This window comes from Amycolatopsis sp. FBCC-B4732, assembly GCF_023008405.1.
GTDB lineage: Bacteria > Actinomycetota > Actinomycetes > Mycobacteriales > Pseudonocardiaceae > Amycolatopsis > Amycolatopsis pretoriensis_A.
In genome coordinates this window covers 7,628,032-7,648,729 of sequence record NZ_CP095376.1, presented here as the reverse complement: position 1 = coordinate 7,648,729, position 20,698 = coordinate 7,628,032, and the positions used below count along the sequence as shown (strand labels likewise).

Here is a 20,698-nt window from a genome sequence, read left to right as displayed (position 1 = left end):
GTCTATGAGCCGTCGTAGCCCTGACCAGGACGCCGAAGTCATCGTCGTCGGCGCCGGACCGGCCGGGTCCACCGTCGCGACCTACCTCGCCCGGTCGGGGGTCGACGTCCTGCTGCTGGAGAAGACCGAATTCCCGCGCGAGAAGGTCTGCGGCGACGGCCTGACCCCGCGCGGCGTCAAGCAGCTGATCGACCTCGGCATCGACACCAGCGAGGACGCGGGCTGGGTGCACAGCCGCGGCCTGCGGATCCTCACCGGCGACCTCACGCTGGAACTCGACTGGCCGGACCTGACGAGCTACCCGCCGTACGGCGTTTCCCGCACCCGCCACGACTTCGACGACCTTCTCGCGAAGCTCGCGGTGAAGGCGGGCGCGCGGCTGTACGAGCGCACCACCGTCACCGGCGCGATCACGAACGCGACCGGGCGCGTGGTCGGCGTCGAGGCGAAGGTCGGCCCGGAGCGGACGCCGGTGAAGTACTACGCGCCGCTCGTCCTGGCCTGCGACGGCGTCTCCGCGCGGCTCGCGCTGAGCGTCGGCATCCAGAAGAACGAGAAGCGCCCGATGGGCGTCGCGGTGCGCCAGTACTACAAGAGCCCGCGCCACGACGACCCGTTCATCGAGGGCCACCTCGAGCTGTGGGACAAGTCCGACCCGCGCGACCCGAAGCTGCTGCCGGGCTACGGCTGGGCGTTCCCGCTCGGCGACGGCACGGTCAACGTCGGCCTCGGCATGCTCTCGACGTCGGCCTCGTTCCGGAACACCGACTACCGCGCGCTGCTGCGCCAGTGGCTCGACGGGACGCCGGAGGAGTGGGGCTACCGCGAGGAGAACGCGATCGGCAAGGTCGGCGGGGCCGGCCTCCCGATGGGCTTCAACCGCACCCCGCACTACCGCGACGGCCTGCTGCTGCTCGGCGACGCGGGCGGCATGGTCAGCCCGTTCAACGGCGAGGGCATCTCGGCGGCGATGGAGTCCGCGCAGATCGCGGCGGAGGTCGTCGTGCAAGCGCTTGCGCGGCGCGAAGGGCCTTCGCGGGAGCGGGCGCTGGAGGCGTACCCGCGCGCGGTGCGGGAGCTGATGGGCGGCTACTACCAGCTGGGCAACGTGTTCGCGAAGATCATCGGCAAGCCGAAGATCATGCACGCCTGCACCAAGTACGGGCTGCGCATCAACAAGCTCCTGCCGCTGGTCTACAAGGGCTTGTCCGGCTGCTACGACGCCAAGGGCGGCGACGGCGTCGACCGCCTGATCTCGGCCCTCGCGAAGGCTGCTCCCTCCCCGCGCTGACCCCGGCCAACCCCGCACTTTCACGTGAAAGTGCGGCCCCCCGGTCGGCACTTTCACGTGAAAGTGCCGGCCTTTGCGCGCGCGGACACACGAGTGGCGTAGCAAGTTGGCCGTGCGGCCAGTGGGATAGCTCACACCTCGATGTCCGTTTTGTCCGACCACGGAACGATCTTGCGACACCTTCACGCAGGTCGCGCGGCCGTCGTCATCGCGCCGTGACAACGATGGCGCCGGAACTTAGGGCACCCTTATAACACGGGGGCCTAGGGACAAGAGTGTGAGTCGCGTCCTAGACTCCCCCCATGCTTTGTGAATCCCTTCACATCCACGACGAGTGGCTTGTGAACTATTTCACAAGCACCTTGAGGTCCAGCCACGGGCCGTAAGGAGACCCTGACCCTCGGCGGTGTGACCCAGGTCCCTTAGGGTGCCGACGAGGCCAAGCGGTTCCCCACCACAAGCACAACCGCATCGGCGCGGAAAGGATGGCGAAGACCCCGTGCTGACGTTGCTGACCCGAACCGACACGGTGCAGCTGGCGCAAGAGGCCCCGAGCCTGAAGCCCTACCTGCCCATCGTGATCCTGTTCGTCCTGGCGCTCGGTTTCGCCGTGCTGTCGGTCCTGCTGGGCCCGCTCGTCGGCCCCAGCCGCTACAACAAGGCCAAGCTCTCCGCGTACGAGTGCGGCATCGAGCCCTCGCCCCAGCCGCTCGTCGGCGGCGGGCGGATGCCGGTGGCCTACTACATCACCGCGATGCTGTTCATCCTGTTCGACATCGAGATGGTCTTCCTCTACCCGTTCGCCGTGCAGGCGGACGCGCTGGGCACGTTCGGCCTGGTGGAGATCCTGCTGTTCATCGCGACGGTCGGCTTCGCGTACGCCTACGTGTGGCGGCGCGGCGGCCTGGATTGGAACTAGACCCATGGGCCTCGAAGAGAAACTCCCCAACGGCATCCTGCTGGCCAGCCTCGAAGGTCTCGTCAACTGGTCGCGGAAGAACTCGATGTGGCCGGCCACCTTCGGGCTCGCCTGCTGCGCGATCGAGATGATGACGGTCGGCGGTTCCCGCTACGACATCGCCCGCTTCGGCATGGAGCGCTTCAGCGCGACGCCGCGGCAGGCCGACCTGATGATCGTCGCCGGCCGGGTCACGCAGAAGATGGCGCCGGTCCTGCGCCAGATCTACGACCAGATGGCCGAGCCCAAGTGGGTGCTCGCCATGGGCGTCTGCGCCTCCTCCGGCGGCATGTTCAACAACTACGCCGTGGTCCAGGGCGTCGACCACATCGTGCCGGTCGACATGTACCTGCCCGGCTGCCCGCCGCGGCCGGAGATGCTGCTGGACGCGATCCTCAAGCTGCACGCCAAGATCCAGGACGAGCCGATCAACGCCCGCCGCGCCGCCATCCGCGCCGCCAGCGGGGCCCGCACCGAGCTCGTCGCGTCGTCGATCAAGTACGCGAAGAAGTAGAGCGATGACTGAGAACCCGCAACCCGGCGACGAGCAGTCCAGCGCCGACCGGCCCGAAGGCGGCCTCGAGCCGACGGGCACCCGCCCCGCCGAACCCGTCGTCACCGGCCGCGAACGCCAGGGCATGTTCGGCGTCCACGGCACCGGCGACACCTCCGGCTACGGCGGTGTCCGGCTCCCGGCCTACAACCCGGCGCCCGCCGAACGCCCGTACGGCGGCTGGTTCGACCAGTTCGCCGACGAGTTCTACGCGGCGCTGTCGGACAACAAGATCCCCGCCGAAGCGATCCTGCAGACGACGGTCGACCGCGGCGAGATCACCTTCTACGTCGCCCGCGAGCAGCTGCCCGCGATCGCGAAGGTGCTGCGCGACGACGGCGGTCTCCGCTTCGAGCTGCTGTCCTCGGTGTCCGGCGTGGACTACGGCGTCGACGTCCCGCAGCGGCTGCACTCGGTGTACCACTTCACGTCCCTGACCTACCGCCGCCGGATCCGGCTCGAGGTGACCCTCGACGTCGACGACGCGCACGTGCCGTCGCTGGTCGGGCTCTACCCGACCGCCGACTGGCAGGAGCGGGAGGCCTGGGACATGTTCGGCATCGTCTACGACGGCCACCCGGCGCTGACCCGGATCCTGATGCCGGACGACTGGGACGGCCACCCCCAGCGCAAGGACTACCCGCTCGGCGGGATCCCGGTCGAATACAAGGGCGCGGAGATCCCGCCGCCGGACCAGCGGAGGTCGTACTCGTGACCATCAACGAAGACACCACCGAAGTTCCCGAAGCCGACTCGCGGGACACCACCGAGGGCCGCGTCTACTCGGTCTCCGGCGGCGACTGGGACGACGTCATCGCCGACGCGGCGCACGACGAGCGCATGGTCATCAACATGGGCCCGCAGCACCCGTCGACGCACGGCGTGCTCCGGCTCGTGCTGGAGATGGAGGGCGAGACCGTCACGCAGCTGCGGTCGGTCATCGGCTACCTCCACACCGGCATCGAGAAGAACTGCGAGTACCGGACCTGGACCCAGGGCGTCACCTTCGTGACGCGCATGGACTACCTGGCCCCGCTTTCGACGGAGATGGCGTACTGCCTCGGCGTCGAGAAGCTGCTGCAGATCGAGGCCCCGCGCCGCGCGCAGCTGCTTCGCGTGATGCTGCTGGAGATCAACCGGATCGGCTCGCACCTCGTCTACATCGCGACCGGCGGCATGGAACTCGGCGCCACCACCGCGATGACGCTCGGCTTCCGCGAGCGCGAAGAGGTGCTGCACCTGCTGGAGCACCTGACCGGCCTGCGGATGAACCACGCGTTCATCCGCCCCGGCGGCCTCGCGCAGGACATGCCGGCGGACTACGTCGAGAAGGTCACCGAATTCGTCAAGACGATGAAGAAGCGCCTTCCGCTGTACGACAAGCTGTTCACCGGTCAGCCGATCTGGCGGAACCGGCTCAAGGGCGTGGGCTACCTGCCGGTCGACGCGTGCCTCGCGCTCGGTGTCACCGGCCCGGTGCTGCGGTCCGCCGGCCTCCCGTGGGACCTGCGCAAGACCGAGCCGTACTCCTGCTACGACGAGTTCGACTTCGACGTGCCCGTGGACAACGGTGCCGACTGCTGGTCGCGCTACCTGATCCGGGTGCACGAGATGCACGAGAGCCTCAAGATCATCGAGCAGTGCCTGGAGAAGCTCGAGCCGGGCCCGGTCATGGTCGAGGACAAGAAGGTCGCCTGGCCCGCGCAGCTGTCCATCGGCAGCGACGGCATGGGCAACTCGCTCGAGCACGTCAAGAAGATCATGGGCCAGTCGATGGAGTCCCTGATCCACCACTTCAAGCTGGTGACCGAAGGCTTCAAGGTGCCGGCCGGGCAGGTCTACACCTCGGTGGAGTCGCCGCGCGGCGAGCTGAGCGCGCACCTGGTCTCCGACGGCGGCACCCGGCCGCTGCGGGTCCACGTGCGCGAACCGAGCTTCGTGAACCTGCAGTCGATGCCCGCAATGGCCGAAGGCGGCCTCGTCGCGGACGTGATCGCCGCGATCGCCTCGATCGACCCCGTCATGGGGGGAGTGGACCGATGAGCACAGCAGTTCCCGAACCCGGCTCGAAGGACGCCGTGACGACGCACGCCGCGGCCGGGCCGGACGTCGACGTGGTCGCCATCGCGCCGGACCCCGCGGCGGCCGCCGGGATCATCGAAGACACGCCGCTCGAAGACGTCTTCGACGCCGGCACCACGGCCCAGGCGCAGGAGATCATCTCCCGCTACCCGGTGTCCCGCTCGGCGCTGCTGCCGATGCTGCACCTCGTGCAGTCCGTGCAGGGCTACGTCAGCCAGGAGGGCATCGCGTTCTGCGCGAAGCAGCTCGACCTGTCCGACGCCGAGGTCAGCGCGGTCGCGACGTTCTACACGATGTACAAGCGCAAGCCCTGCGGCGAGCACCTCGTGAGCGTCTGCACCAACACGCTGTGCGCGGCCATGGGCGGCGACGCGATCTACAAGAAGCTCCAGGCGCACCTCGGGTCCGAGGAAGAACCGCTGGGGCACAACGAGACCGCGGGCACGCCGAACGAGCTGGGCTCGATCACCCTCGAGCACGCCGAGTGCCTCGCGGCCTGCGACCTCGCGCCGGTCATCCAGGTCAACTACGAGTACTTCGACAACCAGACCGAGGACAAGGCCGTCGCACTGGTCGACGCGCTGCGGGCGGGCAAGAAGCCGGCGCCGACGCGCGGTGCGCCGCTGTCCAGCTTCAAGGGTGCCGAACTGCAGCTCGCCGGGTTCTTCCCGGAGGACGAGCGCCAGTACCGCGCGGACGTCGACGGTCCCTCGCAGGCCGTCGAGACGCTGCGGGGCGCGAAGCTCGCGCAGGACCGCGGCTGGGTCGCCCCGGTGGCTTCCGATGTCCCACTCCCAGAAGTGGAGAAGAAGTAATGGCCGATCCCATTACGCCGGTCCTCACGAAGCGCTGGCTGTCCCCGAACTCCTGGCAGATCGGGACGTACGAGGCACTCGAGGGCTACACCGCCGTCCGCAAGGCACTGGCCGGCACGCCCGAGCAGCTCGTCCAGGTGGTCAAGGACTCCGGCCTGCGCGGCCGCGGCGGCGCGGGCTTCCCGGCCGGCATCAAGTGGTCCTTCATGCCGCCGAACTTCGACAAGCCGCACTACCTGGTGATCAACGCCGACGAGGGCGAGCCGGGTACCTGCAAGGACATCCCGCTGATGATGGCGGACCCGCACTCGCTGATCGAGGGCTGCATCATCGCCTCGTACGCGATGCGGTCCAACCACTGCTTCATCTACGTCCGCGGCGAGGCGCTGCACTGCATCCGCCGCCTCAACGCGGCCGTGCGCGAAGCCGAAGCGGCGGGCTACCTGGGCGAGAACATCCTCGGCTCGGGCTTCGACCTCAAGATCACCGTCCACGCCGGCGCGGGCGCGTACATCTGCGGTGAAGAGACGGCGCTGCTCGACTCGCTGGAAGGCCGTCGCGGCCAGCCGCGGCTCAAGCCGCCGTTCCCGGCCGCCGCGGGTCTCTACGCCGCGCCGACCACGGTAAACAACGTCGAGACCATCGCGAGCGCGCCGTTCATCGTCAACGGCGGGTCGAGCTGGTTCCGCGAGATGGGCCGCGAGAAGTCGCCCGGCCCGAAGATCTACTCGATCTCCGGCCACGTCGAGAAGCCCGGCCAGTACGAGTGCCCGCTCGGCACCACGCTGCGCGAGCTGCTCGACATGGCGGGCGGCATGAAGGACGGCATCCCGCTCAAGTTCTGGACCCCGGGCGGCTCGTCCACCCCGATGTTCACCGCGGAGCACCTCGACGTTCCGCTGGACTTCGAAGGCGCGGCGGAAGCCGGGTCGATGCTGGGCACGACCGCCGTGCAGGTCTTCAACGAGACGGTGTCGGTGCCCTGGGCCGTGATGAAGTGGACGCAGTTCTACGAGCACGAGTCCTGCGGCAAGTGCACGCCGTGCCGCGAAGGCACGTACTGGCTGGCGCAGATCCTCGAGCGGATGGTCGAGGGCCACGGGACCGAAGAGGACATCGACACCCTCCTCGACGTCTGCGACAACATCCTCGGCCGGTCGTTCTGCGCCCTCGGCGACGGCGCGGTGTCGCCGATCCAGAGCGGCATCAAGTACTTCCGCGACGAATTCCTCGCTCTGTGTGAGAGCACCAAGCGCGAACTGGTGGGAGCGCAGGCATCATGACGATCGCCCCCGACAAGCCTCAGACCGAAGAGACGCCGGTCCCCGAAGGCCACGTCAAGCTGGTCATCGACGGCGAAGAGGTCATCGCCCCGAAGGGCGAGCTCCTCATCCGCACGGCCGAACGCCTCGGCACGGTCATCCCGAGGTTCTGCGACCACCCGCTCCTCGACCCGGCGGGCGCCTGCCGCCAGTGCCTGGTCGAGGTCGAGATGGGCGGCCGGCCGATGCCGAAGCCGCAGGCGTCATGCACGATGACCGTCGCCGACGGCATGGTCGTCAAGACGCAGCTGACGTCGCCGGTCGCGGACAAGGCCCAGCAGGGTGTGATGGAGCTGCTGCTCATCAACCACCCGCTGGACTGCCCGATCTGCGACAAGGGCGGCGAGTGCCCGCTGCAGAACCAGGCGCTGGCCCACGGCCGCACGGAGTCCCGGTTCGTGGACACCAAGCGGACGTTCCCGAAGCCCCTGCCGATCTCGACGCAGGTGCTGCTGGACCGCGAACGCTGCGTGCTCTGCCAGCGCTGCACCCGGTTCTCCCGCGAGATCGCCGGCGACCCGTTCATCGAGCTCCTCGAGCGCGGCGCCCACCAGCAGATCGGCACCGCGGAGACGGCGGACGTGCTCGACCTGGCGTCGCGGACGACGTCCGGCCAGCCGTTCCAGTCCTACTTCTCCGGCAACGTCATCCAGATCTGCCCGGTCGGGGCCCTGACGAGCGCGGCCTACCGATTCCGCTCCCGCCCGTTCGACCTGGTGTCCTCGCCGAGCGTCTGCGAGCACTGCTCGTCGGGCTGCGCCGAGCGCACCGACTTCCGGCGCGGCAAGGTTCAGCGCAAGCTGGCCGGCGACGACCCCGAGGTCAACGAAGAGTGGATCTGCGACAAGGGCCGCTTCGCTTTCCGCTACACCGGCGCCGACGACCGCATCCGCCGTCCACTGGTCCGCAACGCCGCCAGCGGTGAGCTGGAAGAGGCGTCCTGGACCGACGCGCTGCGCATCGCGGCCGCCGGCCTCACCGAAGCCCGCTCGAACGGCGGCGTCGGCGTCCTGCCCGGTGGCCGGCTGACCGTCGAGGACGCTTACGCGTACTCGAAGTTCGCCCGGGTCGCCCTGCACACCAACGACGTCGACTTCCGCGCCCGCCCGCACTCGGCCGAGGAGCTCGCGTTCCTCACCTCGCGGGTCGTGGGCGTGACGGCGGAGTCCGGCGTCACCTTCGGCGAGATCGAGCGGGCCCGCACGGTCCTGTGCGTCGCCTTCGAGCCTGAGGACGAAGCGCCGATCGTGTTCCTGCGGCTGCGCAAGGCGGCCCGCAAGAACCGCACCCGCGTCGTCCACCTGGGACAGTGGACGACCTCGTCGGTGCGCAAGACGTTCGGTGAGCTGCTCGCCTGCGTCCCCGGCCAGGAGGCCGCGGCCATCGACGGCATCGCCAAGCACGCGCCGGACCTCGACGAGGCCCTGCGCGGCGACGGCTCGGTCGTCCTGGTCGGCGAGCGCGCCGCCCAGGTGCCCGGCCTGTTCTCGGCGCTGCAGGACCTGGTGGAGCGCACCGGCGTCCGGCTCGCGTGGATCCCGCGCCGGGCCGGCGACCGCGGCGCGCTGCAGGCCGGCTGCGTCCCGACGCTGCTGCCGGGCGGCCGCCGCGTCACCGACGACGCCGCCCGCGTCGCCGTCGAAAACGCTTGGGGCGTCCCGGTCCCGGCCACGCCGGGCCGCGACACCACCGGCATCCTCGAGGCCGCTTCGGGCCGCGAGCTCGGCGGCCTGGTCGTCGGCGGCGTCGACCCGTACGACCTGCCGGACCCGGAGCTGGCGCTGCGCGCGCTGGACACCGCCGGCTTCGTCGTCAGCCTCGAACTGCGCCACAGCGCGGTGACCGAGCGCGCGGACGTCGTGCTCCCGGTGGCGGCGTCGGACGAGAAGGCCGGCAGCTACCTCAACTGGGAGGGCCGCACCCGCCCGTTCGACGTCACCCTCGAAGGCACCGGCGCCCTGCCGGACTGCCGGGTGCTCGATACCCTCGCCGTCGAGATGGACGCCGACCTGTTCACGCAGACGCCGGCCGCCGCCCGCGGCGACTTCGAGAAGCTGGGCAAGGCTTCGGCGCTGAACTGGAGCCACGTCGCCGTCGAGGTGCCGGCCCCGGTGACGCCGGGCGCGGGCCAGGCGGTCCTGTCGACCTGGCGCCAGCTGATCGACAACGGTTCGCTGCAGGACGGCGAGCCGCACCTGAAGGGCACTCAGCGCACGCCGGTCGCGCGGTTGTCCGCGAAGACGGCCGAAGGTCTGGGCGTCACCGTGAAGGTGAGCACCGAGCGCGGTGCGATCACGCTGCCGGTGGAGATCGCGGACCTGCCCGACGGTGTCGTGTGGCTGCCGGGCAACTCCGACGGCTCCGCCGTGTTCAAGACCCTCGGTGCCGGCCACGGTGCCCTGGTGAACCTTGCTGGGGGTGAACAGTGACACCGTTGCTGACCGAAGCGGCCGTGGGCAGTGTCCCGGACGCGGCCACGCGGGCGGCGCTGCTGGCGGACGACCCGTTGTGGCTGATCCTGCTGAAGTGCGTGGTCATCCTGCTGATCGGGCCGATCTTCACGATCTTCCTGATCGTCTGGGAGCGCAAGGCCGTCGGCCGGATGCAGAACCGGCCCGGCCCCAACCGGGTCGGCCCGGGCGGCTACCTGCAGTCCCTGGCGGACGCGATCAAGCTGCCGTTCAAGGAACAGATCATCCCGGACACGGCCGACCGCAAGGTGTACTTCCTCGCGCCGGTCCTGTGCGTGGTGCCGTCGCTGATCGCGCTGTCGGCCATCCCGTTCGGCCCGGTCGTGTCGATCTTCGGCGAGCGGACCGTGCTCCAGCTGCTCGACCTGCCGGTCAGCGCGCTGGTGATCCTGGCCTGCTCCTCGATCGGCGTCTACGGCATCGTGCTCGCCGGCTGGGCGTCCGGCTCGCCGTACCCGCTGCTCGGCGGCATGCGCAGCGCGGCGCAGGTGATCTCGTACGAGATCGCGATGGGTCTCTCGATCGTCGCGGTGATCCTGCAGGCCGGCTCGCTCGACCTGGCCGACATCGTCGGCAAGCAGCAGCCGGCGTGGTTCCTGTACCTGGTCCCGAGCTTCGTGATCTACCTGATCTCGATGGTCGGCGAGACCAACCGCGCCCCGTTCGACCTCCCCGAGGCCGAGTCGGAGCTGGTCGGCGGCTTCCACACCGAGTACAGCTCGATGAAGTTCGCGATGTTCTTCCTCGCCGAGTACGTCAACATGGTGATCGTCTCGGCGTTCGCGACGACGCTGTTCCTCGGCGGCTGGATGGCCCCGTGGCCGCTGTCGCTGATCGGGAACAACGTGCTCAACACCGGCTGGTGGCCGGTGCTGTGGTTCTTCGCGAAGATGTTCGTCCTGCTGTTCGGGTTCATCTGGCTGCGCGGCACGCTGCCCCGCCTGCGCTACGACCAGTTCATGCGCCTGGGCTGGAAGGTCCTGGTCCCGCTGAACCTGGTGTGGATCATCATGGTGACCTTCGCGAAGGTCATCGCCTGGAACACCGCGTCCATCATCATCGCCGCGGTCGCCATCTTCATCGTCGTCGCCCTGTTCTTCTACGTCCGCGCGTCGGGCCGCGAAGAGGAGAGCGAGACCGTTCCGGTGACCGGCGGCGGTTTCCCGGTCCCGCCGCTGGACCTCAAGGTCCCGCAGACCACCCCGCGTCAGAAGGCCCTGGCCAAGGCCGAGGCGAAGGCGGCCCGCCGCAAGCCGGCGGCCGTCGGTACCGCAAAGGAAGGAGCGCAAGATGGGGTTTCTTGATCCCGTCAAGGGCTTCGGCGTCACCTTCGGGATGATGTTCAAGAAGGTCGCCACCGAGGAGTACCCCGAGGCCGGCGCCCCCGCCGCCCCGCGGTACCACGGACGCCACCAGCTGAACCGCCACCCGGACGGCCTCGAAAAGTGCGTCGGCTGCGAGCTGTGCGCCTGGGCGTGCCCGGCGGACGCGATCTTCGTCGAGGGCGGTGACAACACCGAGGAAGCCCGGTTCTCGCCGGGTGAGCGGTACGGCGCGGACTACCAGATCAACTACCTGCGCTGCATCGGCTGCGGCCTCTGCATCGAGGCGTGCCCGACGCGGTCGCTGACGATGATCAACTTCTACGAGCTGGCCGACGACGACCGCCAGCGGCTGATCTACACGAAGGAAGACCTCCTCGCGCCGCTCCTGCCCGGCATGGAGCAGCCGCCGCACCCGATGCGGCTCGGTGAGAACGAGCAGGACTACTACGTGAACGGGCCCGAACTCGCGCGCGGGGAGGGCGTCCAGTGATCACCGCCCTCCTGGCCCAGGCCCCGACGGGTGCCGCGGCCGGCGTCACCACCGGCGAGGCCGTCGCGTTCTGGATCCTCGGCCCGCTGTGCCTGCTCGGCGCGCTCGGCATGATCTTCTCCCGCAACGCCGTGCACTCGGCGCTGTGGCTGGTCCTGACGATGCTGAGCCTGGGCGCGCTGTACATGATCCAGTCGGCGCCGTTCCTGGGCTTCACGCAGATCATCGTCTACACCGGCGCGATCATGATGCTGTTCCTGTTCGTGCTGATGCTGGTCGGCCGCGAGAGCTCCGACTCGGTCGTCGAAGTCCTCCGCGGCCAGCGGCTGGCGGCGACCGTGCTCGGCGTCGGGATGGCCGCGCTGCTGGCCACCGGCATCTACCGGGCGATGGAGAACGTCACCCCGGCGACGCCGCTCGACTCGACGACGGCGGCCGGCGGCGGTCCCAAGGGCCTCGGCAAGCTGATCTTCACCGACTACCTGTTCCCGTTCGAGCTGACGTCGGCGCTGCTCATCACCGCCGCGATCGGCGCGATGGTGCTGGCGTTCACCGACCGGCACGCCAAGGGCGGGAAGCGCACGCAGAAGGAACTGGTCGTCGCCCGCTTCCGCGGTGAGCACGACCGGCCCTCGCCGCTGCCCGGCCCGGGCGTCTTCGCCACCGCCAACTCGGTGGCGACGCCGGCGCTGCTGCCGGACGGCTCGATCGCCCCGGAGTCGCTCTCGGCGATCATCGAGTCCACCTCGGCGATCGAGCTGGCGAAGGAACGCAAGCTCGTCGCCGACGACGTCGAGCACCCGGACGCGCACGCGCTGGTCGGCTCGGACAGCTCGGAATCCGAAGGGGAGAAGGCATGACCCCGACGTACTACCTGCTGCTGTCGGCGCTGCTGTTCGCGCTCGGCGCGGTCGGCGTGCTGGTGCGGCGCAACGCGATCGTCGTGTTCATGTGCATCGAGCTGATGCTCAACGCCGTGAACCTGTCGCTGGTCACGTTCGCCCGGATCAACGGCGGGCTCGACGGCCAGATCATGGCGTTCTTCGTGATGGTCGTCGCGGCCGCCGAGGTCGTGGTCGGCCTGGCGATCATCATGGCCATCTTCCGCACCCGGCGCTCGGCTTCGGTCGACGACACCAACCTGCTGAAGTACTAGGAGACCCCCGAGTGACCGCATCATCGTCGCTGCTGGTGGCCTTGCCTGGCCTCGGCGCCCTGATCCTCCTGCTGGCGGGCAAGCGGGCGAAGGCCTGGGGGCATCTGCTCGGCACCGCCACCGTCACGCTGGCCTTCGTCTGGGGCCTGATCCTGTTCTTCACCGCGAACACGGGCACCACGACGGACACCAAGCTGTATTCGTGGATCCCGGCCGGCGCGCTGCAGATCGACTTCGGGCTCCGGATCGACGCGCTGTCGCTGACGTTCGTGCTGCTCATCACCGGCGTCGGCATGCTGATCCACTTCTACTCGATCGGCTACATGGCCGACGACGAGGGCCGGTACCGCTTCTTCGCGTACCTCAACCTCTTCGTCGCCTCGATGCTGATCCTGGTGCTGGGCAACAGCTTCGTGACGCTCTACATGGGCTGGGAAGGCGTGGGTCTCGCGTCTTACCTGCTCATCGGCTGGTACCAGGGCCGCCCGTCCGCCGCGACCGCGGCGAAGAAGGCGTTCCTGATGAACCGCGTCGGTGACGTCGGGCTCGCGCTGGCGATCTTCATCATGTTCAAGTACGCGGGCTCGACCGGCTACGCGCAGGTCTTCCAGGCGGTCGGTGACGGCAAGTTCTCGCCGGCGGCGATCACCGCGATGGCGATCCTGCTGCTGCTGGGCGCTTGCGGCAAGTCCGGCCAGTTCCCGCTGCAGGCGTGGCTCCCGGACGCGATGGAGGGCCCGACCCCGGTCTCGGCCCTGATCCACGCGGCGACGATGGTCACCGCGGGCGTCTACCTGGTGGCCCGCTCGAAGGACATCTTCAACGCCACCGAAGACGGCCGCCTGATCGTCACCCTGGTCGGCACGGTGACCCTGCTGCTCGGGTGCATCATCGGCTGCGCGTACGACGACATCAAGAAGGTCCTCGCGTACTCGACGGTCAGTCAGATCGGCTACATGATGCTCGCCGTCGGCCTCGGGCCGATCGCGTACGCGCTGGGCATCATGCACCTGGTCGCGCACGGCTTCTTCAAGGCCGGGCTGTTCCTCGGGGCCGGGTCGGTCATGCACGGCATGAACGACGAGGTCGACATGCGGAAGTTCGGCGGCCTGCGCAAGAAGATGCCGATCACGTTCATCACCTTCGGCCTCGGCTACCTCGCCCTGATCGGCATCCCGCCGCTGTCGGGCTTCTTCACCAAGGACGCGATCATCGAGGCGGCGTTCGGCCAGGGCGGCTGGCGTGGCTGGGTGATGGGCGGCGCGGCGCTGCTGGGCGCCGGGCTCACCGCGTTCTACATGACGCGCCTGATGGTGATGACGTTCTTCGGCAAGGAGCGCTGGAAGGACATCAAGTCCAGCGACGGCCGCGACTTCCACCCGCACGAGTCCAAGGCGATCATGTGGATCCCGATGGCGGTGCTGGCGGTCGGTTCGGTCGGCGCCGGTGCGTTCTTCGCCCTCGGTGACCGCTTCGCCGAGTGGCTGACGCCCTCGGTCGGCGAGCTGGAGGAAGCGCACCACTCGCCGCTGAGCGCCGGGGTGATCTCCATCGCGGCGATCGTGTTCTCCGTGCTCGGCGTGGTGATCGCGTACCTGATCTTCCGCCGCGACGTCCCGGTCGAGCAGCCGCAGCGCGTCTCGTTCGTCACCCGCGCCGCGCGCAAGGACCTCTACGGCAACGCCCTCAACGAGACCCTGGTCGCCCGCCCGGGCACCTGGCTCTCGCGGGCGCTGGTGTTCGTCGACAACCGCGGCGTCGACGGCGCGGTCAACGGTCTCGCCGCCTCCCTCGGCGGCGGCTCCGGCCGGCTGAGGCGGCTCCAGACCGGGTTCGTCCGGTCCTACGCGCTGTCGATGCTGGGCGGCACGTTCCTGCTTCTGGCGGCTCTCCTGCTGGTGAGGTTCTCCTGATGACCTGGTTGCTGATCCTCATCCTGGTGCCGCTCGCCGGCTCCCTGGTGCTGGCGTTCCTCAAGGGGAACGACCGCGCCGCGGTGCTGGCCGCGCTGGCGTTCTCGATCCTCGAGTTCCTGCTGATCATCCCGTTCTGGCTCAGCTACTCGCCTTCGGGCGCGCGGCTGCAGATGACGTCGAGCTTCGACTGGATCCCCAGTTTCGGCGTGCACATCGCGTTCGGCACCGACGGCATCTCGCTGATCATGATCGCGGTGATCGCGCTGCTGGTGCCGATCGTCGTCGGCGGCCTCGGCACGCTGGACAAGCTGCCGGCAGGCCGCAGCGCGGGCGGGTTCCTCTCGCTGATCCTGCTGCAGGAAGCGCTCACGATCGGCGTGTTCGCCGCGACCGACGTCTTCCTGTTCTACGTGCTGTTCGAGATCATGCTGATCCCGATGTACTTCCTGATCGGCGGCTACGGCGGCGCGAACCGGCAGTACGCGGCGGTGAAGTTCTTCCTCTACTCGTTCCTCGGCGGCCTGATCATGCTGGCCTCGGCGATCGGGGCGTACTCGCTCGCGAAGGACAAGCTCGGGCACGGCACGTTCGACTGGGCCACGCTCGTCACGGTGGTCCGCGACGCGCCGCTGTCCACGCAGATCTGGCTGTTCCTCGGGTTCTTCCTGGCGTTCGCGATCAAGGCGCCGCTGGTGCCGTTCCACACCTGGCTGCCGGACGCGGCGGGGGAGGCGCCGATCGGCGTCGCCGTCCTGCTGGTCGGCGTGCTGGACAAGGTCGGCACGTTCGGGTTCCTGCGCTACTGCCTGCCGATGTTCCCGGACGCGAGCAAGACGCTGGCGCCGCTGGTGCTGGTGCTCTCGGTGGTCGGTGTCCTCTACGGATCCATCCTCGCGGCGGGTCAGCGGGACATGAAGCGGTTCATCGCCTACGTGTCCATCGCGCACTTCGGCTTCATCTCGCTGGGCATCTTCGCCTTCAACGAGCAGGCAATGGTCGGCTCGGCGACGTACATGCTCAACCACAGCCTCGCGACCGGCATGCTGATCGTCGTGATCGGCCTGGTCATCGCGCGCGGCGGGTCTTCGAAGATCTCGGACTACGGCGGCATGGCGAAGGTGACGCCGTTGCTGGCGGGCCTGTTCCTCCTCGCCGGTCTCTCGACGCTTTCGCTGCCGGGCACCAACTCCTTCGTCTCGGAGTTCCTGGTGCTCATCGGGTCCTACGTGGACCAGCCGGTCTACACGATCCTCGCGACGGTCGGCATGGTCCTCGCCGCGGCGTACGTGCTGTGGCTCTACCAGCGGGTCATGCAGGGCCCGGTCCGCGGTGACGCGCTCATCGGCGTCGGCGGGGGACCGGGCACCGCGATGGCGCCGGAACTCGGCGCGAAGAAGGCGATCACCGACCTGAACGGCCGCGAGATCGCGATCCTCGCCCCGCTGGTCGTGCTGATCCTCGTCCTCGGCTTCTACCCGAAGCCGGTGCTCGACACAGTCACCCCGACGGTGCAGCAGACGCTGTCCGCGGTCCAGGGAGGCAAGTAAACCGTGCTCGACATCCTCCTGACGCAGGCACCGGAGCCGGTGCAGGTGCCGTCGGTCGACTACCCGGCCGTGCTGCCCGTGCTGATCGTGTTCGGCGCGGCGTGCCTGAGCGTGCTGGTCGAGGCGTTCTTCCCGAAGGGCTCGCGGTTCCGCTCCCAGGTCATCCTGAGCCTGCTGGCGATCGTCGGCGCCGGCGTCGCACTGGTCGTGTACGCGACCGGCTCCGCCCCGGCGGCCGGCGTCACGACGTTCAGCCGCGCGATCTCGATCGACCGCCCGGCGCTGTTCCTCTGGGGCACGCTCCTGGCGCTGGCCCTCGGCGCGGTGCTGCTGATTTCGGACCGCGTGGTCGAGCCGGGCGGCGCGCTGGTCGCGCAGGCCGGCATCCGCCCGGGCACGGTCCAGGACCGCGCCCAGACGGCGACGGTCATGCAGACCGAGGTGTTCCCCCTGACGCTGTTCGCCCTCGGCGGCATGATGGCGTTCTGCGCGGCGAACGACCTGCTGACGATGTTCATCGCACTGGAAGTGCTGTCCCTGCCGCTGTACCTGATGTGCGGCCTGGCGCGTCGGCGTCGCCTGCTCTCGCAGGAGTCGGCGGTCAAGTACTTCCTGCTGGGCGCGTTCTCCTCCGCGTTCTTCCTGTACGGGCTGGCGCTGCTGTACGGCTACGCGAACTCGGTGAAGCTGGGCGACATCGCCGCCGCGGCGGCCGGTTCGGACCGGTCGGACACGCTCCTGTTCGCGGGCCTCGGCCTCCTGGTGGTCGGCCTGCTGTTCAAGGGCTCGGTCGGCCCGTTCCACACGTGGACCCCGGACGTGTACCAAGGAGCCCCGACGCCGGTGACGGCGTTCATGGCGGCGTGCACGAAGGTCGCGGCCTTCGGCGGGATCCTGCGGGTCCTGTCGGTGGCGTTCTCGTCGACGTCGTGGGAGTGGCGCGGAGTCCTGTGGGGCGTGGCCATCATTTCGATGGTGATCGGCGCGGTCCTCGGCCTCACCCAGACCGACGTCAAGCGCATGATCGCGTACTCGTCGATCGCCCACGCGGGCTTCCTGCTCATCGGCGCGATCTCGATGACGAAGGACGGGTTGTCCAGCACGCTGTTCTACCTGCTGGCGTACGGCTTCACGACGCTGGCGGCGTTCGGCGTGATCAGCCTGGTCCGCGACGCGTCGGGCGAGGCAACGCACCTCTCGGCGTGGGCCGGGCTGGCGAAGCGGTCTCCGTTGCTGGCGGCGGTGTTCACGTTCTTGCTGCTGGCGCTGGCCGGTATCCCGTTGACGTCCGGTTTCGTCGGCAAGTTCGTGGTGTTCTCGGCGGCGTTGTCGGACGGAATGGCCCCGCTGGTGGTCGTGGCCCTGGTGTTCAGCGCGGTGGCGGCGTTCTTCTACCTGCGGGTGATCGTCCTGATGTACTTCTCGGAGCCGGCGGCCGACGGCCCGTCGGTAACGGTCCCGGGCTTCGGCACGGGAACGGCGATCTTCCTCGGCACGGCGGTGACGCTGGTGCTGGGCCTGGTCCCGGCGTTCGCACTGGGCTGGGCCGGTTCGGGCGGCTTCGCACTCTGAGGTTGTTTTTCGGCCGCCACCCTCTGTTTTCTTGGAGGGTGGCGGCCTTTTCTATTTCAGTTTGTCGCTGAGCTGCTTCGGTTCGCCGGGTACGACGCTGATGTAGTCGTCGGTTCGCGCGATGCCGACGCGTCCGGCTTCCAAATCGAGGTAGCTGAGGGTCTTGCCTTCGGTGTGGAGCTGCCCGATCCCCGAGTAGGGCTCGTTGAGGATGGCGTCGAGCTCCTGGGCTTGACGGCTGCGCGTGGGTGCGTCGTCGAAGACGTCACTGACTTTTTGCTCTCCATGGAAGTCCGCCAGCGCCACGGTGAACGGCTTGATCTTGGCGGCGCGGCCGAGCGGCAGCTTGGCCACCAGCGCGTCGGCCGGGTGGGTGTCGGGGGAGACGCCCTCGAGTTCGACCAGGTTCCCCCGGCAGACGACGGTGATCGCGGTCCTGCCTGTTTGCGCGGAGAGGATGCCGATCTGTTCTTTCGCGTCGCGGGCGTAGGCGTGGATTTTCGTCGTGGGCTGGTCGATGAGGTGGAGGACGTCCTCGAACTCGGGGGTGAAGCCGTCGCCTTGGGTGAAGCCGTATTCGCTGAGTTCTTCGAACGCTTCGCGGTTTACGCGGTCTTTCGCTGACGGCGGGATGTAGCGCAGGCCGCCGGCGAAGACGGGGTGCGGGTCGCCGCAGCCGACGTTGCGCATGGCGGTGAGGAGGGTGGTGAGCTGGAGTTCGGCTTTGAGCATTACTTCTGGGCCCGGTTTTCGCCGATCACCGGGGGCATGGGCTTTTCGGTGAAGCCACCGAAGGTTTCGTCCGGGTCGGGGTTCTGCAGGTAGGGAGCTTTCTTCTTTTCGCGATCTTCTTCTTTGCCTCCGCGGCCGCCCAGGAGTGTTCCCATGGGCATGCCGTTGGCGCCTCGCGCACCGGCTGCGCCACGGGCTGGGACGCCACCGGGGATGCGTTCGCCGGGAAGCCGTGAGCCGGTCCCGACCCCGGGTGCACGTACGCCTGGCTGACTGGGGTTGCGCGTCCCGGGCTGGCTGGTACCGCCTCCAGCGCCGGTACTGTACCCGCCTCCGCCCGTGCCGGTGCCATACCCGCCGACGTACCCTCCGGTGCCGGGTCCAAAGCCAGTGTTCCCACCAAGGTTGCTGACAGGCTGGCCAGTAGGCCCGAACTCATAACCCCCTTGTGCAGCGGGCGGCACGACAGGCTTGGGAACAAAGCGATCGGCGTGAGTCTGCCCCCCACTCCCCGGGCGGCCGGCGTGCGTGTCGCCCTCGAGCCCGGGTTGCTTTCCGGGTTGCTTCGCAGGTTGCTGAACGTGGTTCTGGAGCTGGTTCTGCGTCCGACCCCCAACTTGCCCCTGGCTTTTGTCCTGCTCGCTTCGCCGGTCCTGCTGCACGGGAACGGCGGGCTTCCGCGCCCATTCACCGGTGTCGGTGGGTCCAGAGGTCTTGGCCTTCGTCCCGTCATCCATGGAGACGGGCGCACCGGAGTCCTCAAGCTGCGCGTATTGAGCGGGCATCTGCCCACCATTGCTGGTGCTGGCGGAGTGGTAGGCGCTGAAGGCGTCGATGTTGGCCTGACTATCGGCCTGCCACTTGGTGACTTTGGTGTTGTAGGAATCCCAGCCTTGCCCGTTCAGCGCGTTGATGACGTCATCAGCCCCGAGCTCCGGTGGCTTAGGAGCAACGGGTTTGACGGAGTTCTTGGCTGTGCCGAAGGAGTCCATCTGAGCACCGACAGCGCTCTGGGCGGTCTTGAGGTGAACAGCATCGTCGGCAGCAGCCCGAACAAGCGGAAGCGTCGCATCGGCGGCGGCGTCGCCGGCGTTACCTTGCCAGCCGGACATGGTCTTGGCGCGAAGGGCGCTGATCCGCTGAGCCCGCTCAACCATCCGATTGGTCAGCTGGCTCGCACTGTCATGTGCCGTTCCCAGCGACTGAATGCCTTTCCCGCCGGTGATCTGCTCGTAGATCTGAGCGGCGGTAAGCGGTCCTTCGGTAACCATCGATTCACCTCGCCCGGAGATTGTTCAAGACGGTCGCCGCAACCTCATGAGCGGCGGCACAAGGATCTTTCTTCCCGATGTTGCCTTCAGACAGCGCGATCGATACGTCGACGATGTCTTCGTTGCTGGTGCCCATGGCGATCGCACATTTGCCGCTGCTGGTCCGCAGGTCAGCCTGCCCGTACGCGACGGTGGGATAACCCTCGATCGCTTCCATGGGAATGAACAAAGGGAAGGTTGTTCCTTTTTGTTCGTAGATGGCAGTCAGGCCCCTGCGGTTTTTGGTGGCGTAGATGACCGATACGGTCGCTTGGGTGACCGATGTCGGGTGCCACGAGCAGCCGACTCCGACCTCGCCGATGTCCTCCGGTTTCGGCACGGTGGCAGGGCCGAGAAGCTGAGTGATCTGGGAGTCGGTGAGGGTCGTGCAGGGCTCCCGCTGAAATTGCCCGGTATCGAGCGGGGCCGCCACTCCCGGCACGCCGTCACCAGGCAATCGCGAACTCCCCTCCGTGGACGGAGACGCAGGCGACTCGGTCGGCGACGGCGTAGCCGTCCCATTCCGGGTCGTGGTGCAAGCGGCAACGAGCAGCATCATTGCTGCCGACCCGAGCAACAAGGAACGGTTCACAGGCTGCCTCCGGTCCCCTTGATGCTTGTCGAATGGGTGTCTTCGGCGGTCGCGTACTTGCCCAGCGCCGCCTGGAACTTCCCGGCCATGGCCCGGCAGTAGGCCTCGCGTTCCTCAAGCGTGGTTGTGAGCGCCGACCCCGACTGACGGATCAGCTCGGCGTTGCCCTCGCTCGCGTACTCGAGGCCCGGCCCGTCTGTGATCGCGATCAGGCGCGCAGCATTCAAATCGCTGGCGAACTCGTTCGCCAGCTCGTTCCACTCCCGAACCAGCTCCCGCAGCGTCGCCTCGTCGTACGAGAACCCCGCCCCGCCCCCGTCAACCGGTCCATAAGACCCAGCCCGTGGCACACCATCAGGCCCCGGCAGCGACCTATCCCCACCCGGCGAGTAAACCGGTGGCTCAGACACACCCCACCACCGAAAATACCGTCGTCATCAGCTCTCCCCTAGCCAACAGCGTGCTCCACCCCGAGCACTCTGCGTATCCGACGCACCGCACCCTACCAGGGTTCCCCCGCGCCGAATCGAAAGAGAAACGGGGGCCGCGAACGGCCCCCGTCAAAC

General features: G+C 68.4%; 19 protein-coding genes. 15 read left to right on the top strand and 4 right to left on the bottom strand.

Going from position 1 to position 20,698, the window contains the following annotated elements:
* Positions 1-4 precede the first annotated feature (4 nt).
* From MUY14_RS33995 to nuoN, 15 genes are all read left to right on the top strand, one after another.
* A complete protein-coding gene (locus tag MUY14_RS33995; protein ID WP_247015296.1) occupies positions 5-1,291 on the top strand; it encodes a geranylgeranyl reductase family protein in 1,287 nt (428 codons plus the stop codon).
* 499 nt (positions 1,292-1,790) lie between these two features.
* Entirely contained in the window at positions 1,791-2,210 is a 420-nt protein-coding gene (locus MUY14_RS33990; RefSeq protein ID WP_247015294.1) for an NADH-quinone oxidoreductase subunit A, read from the top strand.
* Between the two features lie 4 nt (positions 2,211-2,214).
* Entirely contained in the window at positions 2,215-2,763 is a 549-nt protein-coding gene (locus tag MUY14_RS33985; RefSeq protein ID WP_020643101.1) for an NADH-quinone oxidoreductase subunit B family protein, read from the top strand.
* Positions 2,764-2,767: 4 nt separating this feature from the next.
* Positions 2,768-3,517, top strand: coding sequence for an NADH-quinone oxidoreductase subunit C (locus tag MUY14_RS33980; protein ID WP_247015293.1), 750 nt, complete (start codon positions 2,768-2,770; stop codon positions 3,515-3,517).
* Positions 3,514-4,845 carry an NADH-quinone oxidoreductase subunit D gene (locus MUY14_RS33975; protein WP_247015291.1) on the top strand — a complete coding sequence of 444 codons (1,332 nt, stop codon included), beginning with the start codon at positions 3,514-3,516 and terminating at the stop codon, positions 4,843-4,845. The genes MUY14_RS33980 and MUY14_RS33975 overlap by 4 nt, the downstream gene beginning before the upstream one ends.
* Positions 4,842-5,699: an NADH-quinone oxidoreductase subunit NuoE gene (nuoE, locus tag MUY14_RS33970; RefSeq protein ID WP_247015289.1), complete on the top strand. Its 858-nt coding sequence runs from the start codon at positions 4,842-4,844 to the stop codon at positions 5,697-5,699. Before MUY14_RS33975 ends, nuoE begins: the two co-directional genes overlap by 4 nt.
* The gene (gene nuoF, locus MUY14_RS33965) at positions 5,699-6,982 is read left to right on the top strand and encodes an NADH-quinone oxidoreductase subunit NuoF (protein ID WP_247015287.1); all 1,284 of its coding nucleotides are present in this window, start codon (positions 5,699-5,701) and stop codon (positions 6,980-6,982) included. Before nuoE ends, nuoF begins: the two co-directional genes overlap by 1 nt.
* Complete coding sequence (locus MUY14_RS33960; RefSeq protein ID WP_247015285.1) at positions 6,979-9,450, top strand: NADH-quinone oxidoreductase subunit G; 2,472 nt, start codon at positions 6,979-6,981, stop codon at positions 9,448-9,450. The genes nuoF and MUY14_RS33960 overlap by 4 nt, the downstream gene beginning before the upstream one ends.
* Entirely contained in the window at positions 9,447-10,796 is a 1,350-nt protein-coding gene (gene nuoH, locus MUY14_RS33955) for an NADH-quinone oxidoreductase subunit NuoH (RefSeq protein ID WP_247015283.1), read from the top strand. Before MUY14_RS33960 ends, nuoH begins: the two co-directional genes overlap by 4 nt.
* On the top strand, positions 10,783-11,307 hold the full coding sequence (gene nuoI, locus MUY14_RS33950; protein ID WP_247015281.1) for an NADH-quinone oxidoreductase subunit NuoI: 525 nt from the start codon (positions 10,783-10,785) through the stop codon (positions 11,305-11,307). Before nuoH ends, nuoI begins: the two co-directional genes overlap by 14 nt.
* Positions 11,304-12,167 carry an NADH-quinone oxidoreductase subunit J gene (locus tag MUY14_RS33945; RefSeq protein ID WP_247015279.1) on the top strand — a complete coding sequence of 288 codons (864 nt, stop codon included), beginning with the start codon at positions 11,304-11,306 and terminating at the stop codon, positions 12,165-12,167. Before nuoI ends, MUY14_RS33945 begins: the two co-directional genes overlap by 4 nt.
* Entirely contained in the window at positions 12,164-12,463 is a 300-nt protein-coding gene (gene nuoK / locus MUY14_RS33940) for an NADH-quinone oxidoreductase subunit NuoK (RefSeq protein ID WP_003081840.1), read from the top strand. Before MUY14_RS33945 ends, nuoK begins: the two co-directional genes overlap by 4 nt.
* An 11-nt stretch (positions 12,464-12,474) precedes the next feature.
* Positions 12,475-14,376, top strand: a complete 1,902-nt coding sequence (gene nuoL, locus MUY14_RS33935) for an NADH-quinone oxidoreductase subunit L (protein WP_247015277.1) — start codon at positions 12,475-12,477, stop codon at positions 14,374-14,376.
* Positions 14,376-15,926 carry an NADH-quinone oxidoreductase subunit M gene (locus tag MUY14_RS33930; protein ID WP_247015275.1) on the top strand — a complete coding sequence of 517 codons (1,551 nt, stop codon included), beginning with the start codon at positions 14,376-14,378 and terminating at the stop codon, positions 15,924-15,926. Before nuoL ends, MUY14_RS33930 begins: the two co-directional genes overlap by 1 nt.
* Positions 15,927-15,929: 3 nt before the next feature.
* Positions 15,930-17,498 (top strand): NADH-quinone oxidoreductase subunit NuoN, encoded by a 1,569-nt coding sequence (gene nuoN, locus MUY14_RS33925; protein ID WP_247015273.1) that lies wholly within the window; start codon positions 15,930-15,932, stop codon positions 17,496-17,498.
* Positions 17,499-17,549: 51 nt separating this feature from the next.
* Here nuoN and MUY14_RS33920 read toward each other — a convergent pair whose 3' ends face one another.
* The 4 genes from MUY14_RS33920 to MUY14_RS33905 are packed head-to-tail and all read right to left on the bottom strand — an operon-like array spanning position 17,550 to position 20,482.
* A complete protein-coding gene (locus MUY14_RS33920) occupies positions 17,550-18,230 on the bottom strand; it encodes an ESX secretion-associated protein EspG (RefSeq protein WP_247015271.1) in 681 nt (226 codons plus the stop codon).
* Positions 18,230-19,501 (bottom strand): hypothetical protein, encoded by a 1,272-nt coding sequence (locus MUY14_RS33915; RefSeq protein WP_247015269.1) that lies wholly within the window; start codon positions 19,499-19,501, stop codon positions 18,230-18,232. The genes MUY14_RS33920 and MUY14_RS33915 overlap by 1 nt, the downstream gene beginning before the upstream one ends.
* Before the next feature lie 4 nt (positions 19,502-19,505).
* Complete coding sequence (locus tag MUY14_RS33910; protein ID WP_247025381.1) at positions 19,506-20,096, bottom strand: DUF3558 domain-containing protein; 591 nt, start codon at positions 20,094-20,096, stop codon at positions 19,506-19,508.
* A 32-nt stretch (positions 20,097-20,128) separates the two neighbouring features.
* Entirely contained in the window at positions 20,129-20,482 is a 354-nt protein-coding gene (locus MUY14_RS33905) for a hypothetical protein (protein WP_247015267.1), read from the bottom strand.
* Positions 20,483-20,698: the final 216 nt, after the last annotated feature.